The 10,472-nt window shown below is 28.2% G+C and carries 8 protein-coding genes; 3 read left to right on the top strand and 5 right to left on the bottom strand.

The genetic code is table 11. From position 1 onward, the window contains the following. Positions 1 to 97 precede the first annotated feature (97 nt). A complete protein-coding gene (gene feoB, locus B2671_RS09485; RefSeq protein ID WP_346870201.1) occupies positions 98 to 2,257 on the bottom strand; it encodes a ferrous iron transport protein B in 2,160 nt (719 codons plus the stop codon). 203 nt (positions 2,258 to 2,460) lie between these two features. Beyond that, entirely contained in the window at positions 2,461 to 2,727 is a 267-nt protein-coding gene (locus B2671_RS09480) for a FeoA family protein (protein WP_346870200.1), read from the bottom strand. Positions 2,728 to 3,042: 315 nt separating this feature from the next. Between B2671_RS09480 and B2671_RS09475 the strand changes: the two genes are divergently transcribed. Then, positions 3,043 to 3,540, top strand: a complete 498-nt coding sequence (locus tag B2671_RS09475; protein WP_346870199.1) for a metal-dependent transcriptional regulator — start codon at positions 3,043 to 3,045, stop codon at positions 3,538 to 3,540. 61 nt (positions 3,541 to 3,601) lie between these two features. On the opposite strand, the gene B2671_RS09470 is transcribed toward B2671_RS09475, so the two are convergent. From B2671_RS09470 to B2671_RS09460, 3 genes are all read right to left on the bottom strand, one after another. Then, the gene (locus tag B2671_RS09470; protein ID WP_346870198.1) at positions 3,602 to 5,425 is read right to left on the bottom strand and encodes a HAMP domain-containing sensor histidine kinase; all 1,824 of its coding nucleotides are present in this window, start codon (positions 5,423 to 5,425) and stop codon (positions 3,602 to 3,604) included. Between the two features lie 14 nt (positions 5,426 to 5,439). Next, entirely contained in the window at positions 5,440 to 6,144 is a 705-nt protein-coding gene (locus B2671_RS09465) for a response regulator transcription factor (protein WP_346870197.1), read from the bottom strand. Between the two features lie 250 nt (positions 6,145 to 6,394). Beyond that, a complete protein-coding gene (locus B2671_RS09460; RefSeq protein WP_346870196.1) occupies positions 6,395 to 7,630 on the bottom strand; it encodes an aminopeptidase in 1,236 nt (411 codons plus the stop codon). 286 nt (positions 7,631 to 7,916) lie between these two features. On the opposite strand from B2671_RS09460, the gene B2671_RS09455 reads away from it, so the two are divergent. Beyond that, the gene (locus B2671_RS09455) at positions 7,917 to 8,429 is read left to right on the top strand and encodes a hypothetical protein (RefSeq protein ID WP_346870195.1); all 513 of its coding nucleotides are present in this window, start codon (positions 7,917 to 7,919) and stop codon (positions 8,427 to 8,429) included. 94 nt (positions 8,430 to 8,523) lie between these two features. Further along, positions 8,524 to 10,173 carry a carbon starvation protein A gene (locus B2671_RS09450; protein ID WP_346870194.1) on the top strand — a complete coding sequence of 550 codons (1,650 nt, stop codon included), beginning with the start codon at positions 8,524 to 8,526 and terminating at the stop codon, positions 10,171 to 10,173. Positions 10,174 to 10,472 lie beyond the last annotated feature (299 nt).

The following is a 10,472-nucleotide window of genomic DNA, read 5'->3' as shown; positions in this document are numbered from 1 at the left end:
AATCGGAAGTAGATATACTTCGGATTGGATTTTGGTTTATAGAAAAATCACTAACTTAATGACATTGTGTATAAACTCTGTTTTTTTATTTAAATGTTTAAGCGAGGCCTAGAATTCGGACTACAGTTGTTATCGTAAAACAAATTACAATACCTGTTATGGTAGGAATTGCAAAGGAAATGGCGGTCCATTTAAAGCTTTGAGTTTCCTTTTTTATAGTTAAACAAGTTGTACTACATGGCCAGTGCATTAAAGAAAATAACATTACATTTAATGCTGTAAGCCATGTCCAACCATTTGAAGTTAGAAGCTGTCTTAGTTGAATTAAACTATCAAATTCCAATAAACTTCCAGTAGCTGTATAACTCATAATAATAATAGGAATTACAATTTCATTAGCAGGAAAACCAAGTATAAATGCCATTAATATATAACCATCTAAGCCTATTAAATTCGCGAAGGGATTTAAAAAATTAGCACAATGAGCCAGTAGACTTAAGTTTCCAATTGTAATATTAGCCATTATCCAAAGAACTAATCCAGCAGGTGCTGCTACAACAACTGCTCTACCTAAAACGAATAGAGTTCTATCAAATATAGAGCGAATTATTATTTTCCCCACTTGTGGTTTTCTATAAGGGGGAAGTTCTAGAGTAAAGGATGATGGTACTCCTTTAAGTATAGTTTTAGATAGAATTTTGGAAATCATTAAGGTCATAAATACTCCTAATAGGATTACACATGTTAGAATTAATGAAGATATAATAGATTGTGATGGTCCAACAAAAGTGCCAGCAAAGAACATAGTGATTATAGCAATTAAAGTTGGAAAACGCCCATTACAAGGTACAAAATTATTTGTAATAATTGCAATTAGCCTTTCTCGAGGAGAGTCTATAATTCTGCAGCCAATTACTCCTGCTGCATTACAGCCAAATCCCATGCACATAGTAAGAGCTTGTTTTCCGCATGCACAGCTTTTTTTAAAGAAGTTATCTAAATTAAAAGCTATTCTAGGTAAATATCCTAAATCTTCAAGAAGTGTGAATAATGGAAAGAAAATAGCCATTGGAGGAAGCATTACAGCAATAACCCAGGCTAAGGTTCTGTAAATTCCTTTTATTAGAACACCTTCCAGCCACCAGGGTGCACCTAAACCTAGTAAAAATACACTAAGTTTATCTTCAATCCAGAAGAGCGCAGTAGATAAAAGGGATGAAGGGTAATTAGCACCTGTAATTGTTATCCAAAAAACAACACATAAAAGTAAAATCATTATAGGTATTCCATATATTTTAGATGTAAGAATTCTATCAATCTTTCTATCAGTAATGTTATATTTATAATTCTCTTTTGTAATCACTTTCATGCTGATTTTTTCGGCTTTACTTACTAAAGTAGTTACTAATATATCCCTAAAATGTTCTCCAGTTATGTTATAATTAGTTAAAAGATTAGTTGATTCTATTAACTTCTCTTTAATTATTTCATTATTTAACATGTTAATATTTAAATATTTATTCAATGAGTGAATTAGACTAGGGTCATTTTCTAATAATTTTAAAGAAATCCATCTAGGGTTAATTTTAGAATCTATATTTTTTAGAGCTATTTTTACTTCTGGTTCTATTAATGAGATAGAATCTTCTAAAACTTTATCATACTTAATTTTAATAGGATTTATAGGCACTTCATTATTTGTGAAATTATATACTATATCCATTAATTCTTTAAGACCATATCCTGTAGTAGCGCTAGTACCTACAGTAGGAACACCGAGAAGTAAGGAAAGTTTTGTTAAGTCTACATTAATTCCCTTTCTTTTAGCTTCATCTAGCAGGTTCACACATATTACTACATTGTTAGTTATTTCTATAGTTTGAAGTACTAAGTTTAAGTTTCTTTCTAGACAAGTAGCATCAAGGATAACTATAGTGGCATCAGGATTACCGAAACAGATAAAGTCTCTAGCAACCTCTTCTTCTACAGAATTAGCCATAAGAGAGTAGGTCCCAGGTATATCAACTAGTATAAAGGATTTATCCTTGTGAGTATATCTACCTTGTGCATTGGATACTGTCTTTCCAGGCCAATTTCCAGTATGTTGGTTAAGTCCAGTTAAGCTATTAAAAATTGTGCTCTTGCCTACATTAGGATTACCAGCTAGAGCAATTATTTTATCTGATGGGGAAGCACGACCTATATTAAGTTCTTTTTCTAGAGCGCTAACTCCGGTAGATTGATTAGTTAATCCCATTTAAAAACCTCCTTGTATAATAAAGTATTGTATTATATAATTATGAAAAGTTTAGGTTAGTGTAGATGTGAATTACGTAAATATCTATTAATAGGCTTCAGGTGAAGTTAAAATTCTATCTGAAGCCTATAATATTTTACCAATAACAATAAAATTAATATATTTTTATTCTTATAATGAAATGCTATAGTAGACTTACCACATTAAAGTGCTTCAACTAATATGTTAGAAGCATCTTCCTTACGAATTGCAATTACTGCTCCACGAATTAAATAAGCTACAGGATCACCAGAAGGACTTTGATTAAGAACTTCTATTTCTGTATTGGATATAAGTCCAAGATCAAGCATTCTGCGTCTTATAGATCCACTAGAGGTAAGGGTTTTTACTTTGCATTTTCTGCCCAAAGATAAATCTGTTAAGGGTAATATTCTAGATGACTCTATATAAACATTTGAATTTTTATTCATACTGTTAATCTCCTTTTAAACTTTTTGTATTTATAATTAATTAAGTAAGTTATAGTACTTCTAATTATTTTTAATTAATCATATATTTAACTAGTAAGAGTAGGGAAAAAATCTTTCCCTACTCTAACATATGATTATTTATATATTCATGATACTATTTTAAAATACTATTAAAAAATAAAGTAAAAATATTTAATAGTTTTTAATTATTTATATTTTAGTGTTTATAATCTATATAAATATGTAATGGAAATGGAAGTTTGAAAATTTGTTAAGGAGTAAAATATAATTTATGGAATATGGAGGATAAAGTTAGTGGATAAAAAATTTTATACAGTTAGAGCATATGAGCAGAAGCTATTTGATGATAGATTAATCACTGCATCCATGGAAGATTATGTAGAAATGCTTTATAGATGCACTATGGAGGGGGAGGATTATATAAGACTTAATAAGCTGTCTGCAATGTTAAATGTTAGAGATTCTTCAGCCTCCAAGATGATGCAGAAGCTCGGCAAGCTAGGTTTGATCGATTATGAAAAGTATGGAATTATAAGACTTACTGCTCTTGGTATAAAGGTAGGTAAATATCTTTTATGTAGACATAATACAATAGAAAAGTTTTTGAAATTTTTAGGCTCTAATAGTGATATACTCATAGAAACAGAGTTAATTGAGCATGTGGTAGGTAGTGATACTGTAGAGAATTTAAATATATTTAATTGCTTTATAGAAGAGAATAAAAACATTTTAGATGAGTATAGAACATTTAGAGAAAAGTACTATAAGAATGAAGATATTGAGGAAATATAGAAAAGCTACCTAAACGCTATAGCTTTAAGGTAGCTTTGTAAAGTTTATCTAGTTTTATATTCTAAGATTTAGGAAGTTTAATTATTACCTTGAATAAGTCTCCGTCACATTTAACTTTAAGAGTGCCTTTATGGAGTTCTATAATAGTTTTAGAAATAGCAAGACCTAAACCAGAACCATCTATTGCAGAATTTCTAGATTTATCACCTCTAACAAATCGTTCAAGAATGTCATCTTCATTAAAATCTAAATCGTATTTTGATATATTTTTTATTATTATCTCACATTCCTTTTCACATTCTATAACTTCAAGATAAATCCTAGAGTTTTCAAGTGAATATTTTATAGCATTGCATATTAAGTTATCCATAACTCTTGAAATTCTAGAACCATCTAGGTGTAGGTGGCAATCTTTAATTCCAATTACTTTAAAGGCGAGATTCTTATTTTCGCCTAAAAAACTTAGTTCTCCTAGGCTCTGATGAATTAGTTCTACAATATCTACATCGCTTTTGTTTAAAATAATTTGTCCAGAGTTCATTTTTGACATTTCAAATAAGTCTTCAACAAGTTTTTTTAGTTTAGTTGATTTATTGTCTAGAATGGTAACATAATCCTTTATTTCACTTTTATCAAGGGATTCATCTTTAAGTATATCTACATAATTTACAATGGAAGTTAGTGGAGTTTTTAAATCGTGGGATACATTAGTTATAAGTTCAGTTTTTAACTTCTCACTTCCAATTCCTTCTTTAACTTTCTTGTTATAGCTTACCTTTAAATTGTTTATTTCCATTGCTAAGCTAGATAAATTACCAAGATTTTTAGTATTTATATCTACACGCATATCTCCATCTTCAATTTTTTTAAGATATTTGATTAAATTATTCTTATTATTTATACTCTCTAAATATCTAACACATGTACTTGCTATAATAATAAAGAAAGTTGATTTTATAAGGAAACTATTAAGATTCCTGTTGAAATAAAAAAAGTAATCATTAGAATTAAACGCATAGGATAGAGGTAAATACATTACCCAAAATATAAAAAGTCCTAATAGTGTAGTATCAAAAAATAAGTTTCTAAATACATCCTTAATACTTACAAAAAAAATATTAATAGACTTTATTAACCTAAAAATAAGTAAATTGTTAAAATTACGTATATACTTTTTTATTCCCCAAATTTTAATACAGAAAAATTGTTTAATTAATAAAATCATAAATATAGTTAGTAGAGGAATAGAAAAATAAAATTTAAGTCGTATGAAGTTTGCCATACTACTATATTTAGCACCACGAATAAAGTAAAGTTCCTCTAATTCAGTATTAGGAGAGGTATATGCACCATTATAGTAACCTCTTGGAGCTGAATAATGTGATAAATTATTAGAACTATAAACTAACACATCATCTTCTTTAGATAATTTTATTAATGCATCTTTAGGTGGAAGTTCATTGAAAGGATAATCTGAAAACCAATTTCTGTTAGAAAAACACCTATTATTAGTTTTATCAATAAGTAAAACTCCAATATCACCAGTAAGAGAAGTTTCTAAGGCGTTTTGTATAACTTTTTCATCATTATCAGTTTTACAATGGAGAATTTTTGAAAATCCTTCTGTAACACTTAATAAATTTTCTCTGAAATTGATGACATCATTTTGTAGCATCTCATTCTTAAAAGTTTTTTCGTTAATAATAGCAGTTCCATAGAAACTATATCTATTGGTATAATTATCATAATCAGATAGAGTTATTTGAAGAAATTTTGGAAGAACAGTTATACCTATAATAAAAACTATCAGTATTTCAATTAAAATTATATTTTCATTAGAGGCATTAATCCATTTTTTAATTAGTTTTTTAATAGTAGAAGTCAATGTTTAACCCTCCTTTAACTAGGATTTTCAATTTTATATCCAACTCCCCAGACAACTTTTATATATTCTGGATCTTTAGAATTAATTTCAATTTTTTCACGCATTCTTCTAATGTGAACAGTTACTGTATTCTCACTATGGTAAAATGGGGCTTTCCATACATTTTCATATATTTCTTTTATAGAAAAAACTTTACCGGTATTAGAAGCTAGTAATAGTAATATTCCATATTCAGTAGCTGTCAGTTTTACAGGTTCATCCCTTAGGGTTACAGATTTTAGGGTTGTATCAATAATTAGGTCTTTAATTACAATTTTATCTTTTAAATTTACATTTTCTATATCAAGAGGTTTTTCATATCTTCTAAGTTGAGATTTAACCCTGGCTATAAGTTCAAGATGATTAAAAGGTTTAGTTATATAATCATCAGCACCACTATTTAATCCAATAATCTTATCAAGATTTTCAGATTTAGCAGATAGAATTATTATAGGTATATTTCTATTTTCTCTAATTCTTAAACATGTTTTTATACCATCAAGTTTTGGCATCATTACATCTGATAATATTAAATGAATCTTTTCTTCTTCTAAAATCTGAAGAGCTTCAATTCCATCATAGGCCTTTAACACTTTTAATCCTTCACGTTTTAAATATATTTCTATAGCATTACATATTTCAACTTCATCATCTACTACTAAAATATTGAAATTTGACATACTATTGAGCACCACCTTTTATTTTTAAACATTTTTATGATTTACAATTAATATTTTACAACATAAATACACAAAAAGTATTAAAACTTTATTACTAATTATAATAACTATACTTTTAACTAAAAAAAGAATAACTTATAGATAATTTTAACTTAATAAATTATCTATAAGTTATACATTGAAGTTGATACTAAAAACATATATATGATATATGAAATTAAATTTATATTTATATAATGATATTTAATAGTTATATAGCCCAATTACCATTTATAAAAATAGGAGTTTTTGAACCATCAAAGCCAATTCCAGTAATATTTAAATCATAAGTTCCTATCATGAAGTCAACATGAGTCAAAGAATCATTGCCACCTAGAGCTAACACTTCTTCAGTAGTTTTGGTTACTCCATCTTTCACACATAAGTTATATGCTTTACCTAGGGCTAAGTGACATGAAGCATTTTCGTCATATAGAGTGTTAAAGAAAACTATATTGGAATTTGAAATAGGAGAGTTAAATGGAACTAAAGCAACTTCTCCAAGAAAATGAGATCCTTCATCAGTTTCAATTAATGACTTTAAGGATTCATAACCTTCTTTAGCTTCAAAATCAACAACTCTACCATCTTTAAAGGTAAGAGAGAAGTTATTAATTAGGTTGCCACCATAGTTAAGTGGTTTTGAGCTAAAGACTTTACCATTAACTCCGGTTTTCTTTGGCATTGAAAAGATCTCTTCTGTGGGCATATTTGCAATAAATTCTATCCCCTCTGGAGTGTATTCTGCACCACCTATCCATAGGTGATTATACACAAGCTCTAAATTTAAGTCTGTACCTAGAGAGTTTGTGTAGTGAAGACATTTAAAGTTTTTCTCATTAAGGTAGTTTATTTTTTTAATTAAATTTTTCTTGTGATACTCCCAAGCTTTAACTGGATTTTCTTGATCCACACGTACTATATTAAATATGTTTTCCCATAGTTTATTTATTGCTTCATCCTCAGAAAGGTTAGGGAATACTTTAGTTGCCCAACCTTTAGTTGGTAGAGCTATTATAGACCAAGAATTTTTATTACTCATAAGTCTTTCGCTAAATTCTCTTGTAGCTATGCTAGAGGATTTTTGTGCAGTTGCAATTTTTTTAGGATCTACATCTTTTAGTAGTTCAGGATTTGATGCACTTATACTTAAAAAGCAAGCGCCTTCTTTAGCATAGGTGAGCATGGATTCTTTCATCCAATCTGGATATGTTTCAAAAATCTCTATAGGCGAGTTAAGATATTTGAGTTTAGCACATTCTTCATCACTCCAATGAACAACAACTTCTTTTGCGCCAATTTTATAGGCCTCATCAACAATCATTCTTGTGAAATTAACGCATTCTACAGGTGATTTTATAACAAGGATTTGATTAGGTTGTACGTTTACACCAATTGATACACTAAGTTTTGCATATTTTTTTAATAACTCATCATTTATTTTCATATACTCAGATCCTCTCCTTAATAATTACGTAATAATTTTAAATTATTCTAATAAAGTAAATTATTAATGTATTTTTATTATATATGTAAAATTATTAAATTTCTATATAAAATTATTTTATAGCGTAGGTTTTTATGTTATCCATATACGAAAAAAATATCATAGATTATAACTAGAAATGATTAAAATGAATATAATTTCGAAATATTTACATTTATTTTTCATAGTTATTATAAATCAACAAAAATGAGCATAAAAATAAGTATAACATATTTTAGGAGGATATATGGATAAGTTAATTTATTTAAATCATCTTGCAAAAGTATTTTCTAATAATTTCCATTTAGAAATAAATAAGAGTCTAATGAATAAAAGGATAGATATTTATGGAGTTTGGAATATGAAATTTGGAAGAAGCTTTATTTCTAAAAATAAAATAATTGATGAATATGAGTGTAATGAACATTGTTTGGTAGTCAGTGAAGATAGAGTTGATGAGAAATTTTTAGATGATTTTATAAATTATCTTAAGAAATGCACGTTAAGTATAGTTAATCCACACAAGAATCATAAAACTACCTACATAACTGGAATACTTGTGACAAAAAACATAAATGATGAAGATATTATGAGAAAAATTAGAAGATTTAATTATACTAAGAATTATAGAATGAGTTTTTATGGTTGGAGTATTTTAAGGCTTATTGTAATAGATTTGAATAATGGTGAAATATATCATAATAAAATATCAATAGATATAGTTGACAGTTTATCCTTTGATAAGGTTAATATAATTTAATCTATAATCGGCATTTTCTTTGTTTAATATAACTTGGTTAAAAATAAGGTTTATAATTTTATGACCTTGTTTTAAATATAAAGGGGGTTTTGGTATGAATTCATTAGCTTTATTATTAATTTGCATAGCTATATTCATTGTAGCCTATGTGACTTATGGAGCCTTTCTTGCTAAAAAATTTGGGATTGATCCCAAAAGAAAAACTCCAGCACATACACTAAGGGATGATGTAGACTATTGTCCAACAAATTCAAAGGTATTGCTTGGACATCATTTTTCATCTATAGCTGGAGCAGGTCCAATCACAGGACCTATACAAGCAGCTATATTTGGATGGTTACCTGTATTATTATGGATAATTATAGGAAGTATCTTTATAGGCGGAGTTCATGATTTTGGATCATTAGTTGCATCTGTCAGGCATGATGGGAAAACAATAGGTGAAGTTATTAAAGTAAACATTGGAGAGAAAGGAAAGAAATTATTTAATATATTTGGATGGGTCACAATTGTATTAGTGGTAGCGGCTTTTACAGATATTTGTGCATCTACCTTTGCTTATGATCCTGCTATTCCAGAAAATTTGATGGGGGCTCAAGCTGGAACAGCATCTATGCTATTTATTGTACTAGCAGTAGTTTTTGGATTTAGTGTGTTTAAAAAAGGTGCTAAGCTATCAGTAGCGTCAATAATAGGAATAGTGTTGTTACTATTTTGTATTTATATAGGATATATGTTCCCAATTATTAAGTTGTCAAAGCTTGGATGGCAAATATTATTACTAATATATATTTTCTTAGCATCTACATTACCGGTTTGGTTATTATTACAACCAAGAGATTATTTATGCTCATTCCTACTATATGGAATCATTATAGGTGCTCTTCTTGGAATAGTAATAAAAAGACCTGCTATGGAATTAGCTGCTTTTAATGGTTTTAATATGGGTGGAAAAACTCTATTCCCATTCTTGTTTGTAACTGTTGCTTGTGGTGCTATTTCAGGTTTTCATTCTCTTGTAAGCTCAAGTACCACATCTAAACAGATTGATAAAGAAGAACCAGATGCTAAACTTATAGGATATGGTTCTATGTTAATTGAAGGTATAGTAGCTGTTATAGCTCTCATAGCTGTAGGCTATGTAACTAAAGCAGAAGGTACACCAGCTGTTATATTTGCAAATGGTGTTGGTAATTTTATGAGTGGATTCGGAATTCCTCAACAAGTAGGTATAGTGTTTGTTACTTTATGCTTTTCAGCTTTTGCTCTTACAAGCTTAGATACAGCTACTAGGATTGGTAGATATATATTACAAGAGTTATGTGAGGGAAGAGGTGGTAAAAAGAATATTATTAGCAAAAATATGTATATATCAACTGGAATAACTGTTTTAGCCTCCTTTGGTTTAATTCTATATGGATATAATAAGATATGGCCAATATTTGGTTCTGCTAATCAACTTTTAGCAGCTCTTGCACTTTTAGCTATAACAGCATGGCTGACTAAGAGTGGAAAGAAAGCTTTAGTAACAATTGTTCCTATGGTATTAATGTTTATTGTAACATTATCTGCTTTAGGTCTATTAATTAAAGATTATATTTTCTCTTCAACTCCAAATTATATATTAGGTATAATTGCACTAATACTATTTATTCTTGCTATAGTTTTAATAATAGAAGCGTATAACACACTAGTACGAAATAAAAATTTAAAGAAAAATATTAATAAGACTATATTAAAGTAGTTAGCATATTTTATAGAAAATAAAAGTAATATATGCAGTAAAAGAGCCTATTTATAATTAATTAATAGACTCTTTTATTATGGTATAATAGAATATTTATTATGTAACGATATATATATAATAAAATTTTGTTGTGAAATTACGTAAAGGTTGTATAAGAGTATTTCATATGGAGAATATTTATGTTATAAATAAATATGAATAATGAATTTAATAGGGTGTATATAACGACAAATTACTAATACAATTCATTAATGGAATGAATAAGTTTACAATGGATTTATCCGATGACTACCAGC

This window comes from Clostridium sp. UBA5119 (assembly GCF_002414285.1).
GTDB classification, from domain to species: Bacteria; Bacillota; Clostridia; order Clostridiales; family Clostridiaceae; genus Clostridium_J; species Clostridium_J sulfidigenes.
This window is presented reverse-complemented; position numbering and strand designations above follow the sequence as displayed.

Coding starts and splice junctions, on each gene's coding strand:
- B2671_RS09450 (WP_346870194.1), top strand. CDS start 8,524: ATGAATTCATTAGCTTTATTATTAATTTGCATAGCTATATTCATTGTA.
- B2671_RS09455 (WP_346870195.1), top strand. CDS start 7,917: ATGGATAAGTTAATTTATTTAAATCATCTTGCAAAAGTATTTTCTAAT.
- B2671_RS09480 (WP_346870200.1), bottom strand. CDS start 2,727: ATGAATAAAAATTCAAATGTTTATATAGAGTCATCTAGAATATTACCC.
- B2671_RS09465 (WP_346870197.1), bottom strand. CDS start 6,144: ATGTCAAATTTCAATATTTTAGTAGTAGATGATGAAGTTGAAATATGT.
- feoB (WP_346870201.1), bottom strand. CDS start 2,257: ATGGGATTAACTAATCAATCTACCGGAGTTAGCGCTCTAGAAAAAGAA.
- B2671_RS09460 (WP_346870196.1), bottom strand. CDS start 7,630: ATGAAAATAAATGATGAGTTATTAAAAAAATATGCAAAACTTAGTGTA.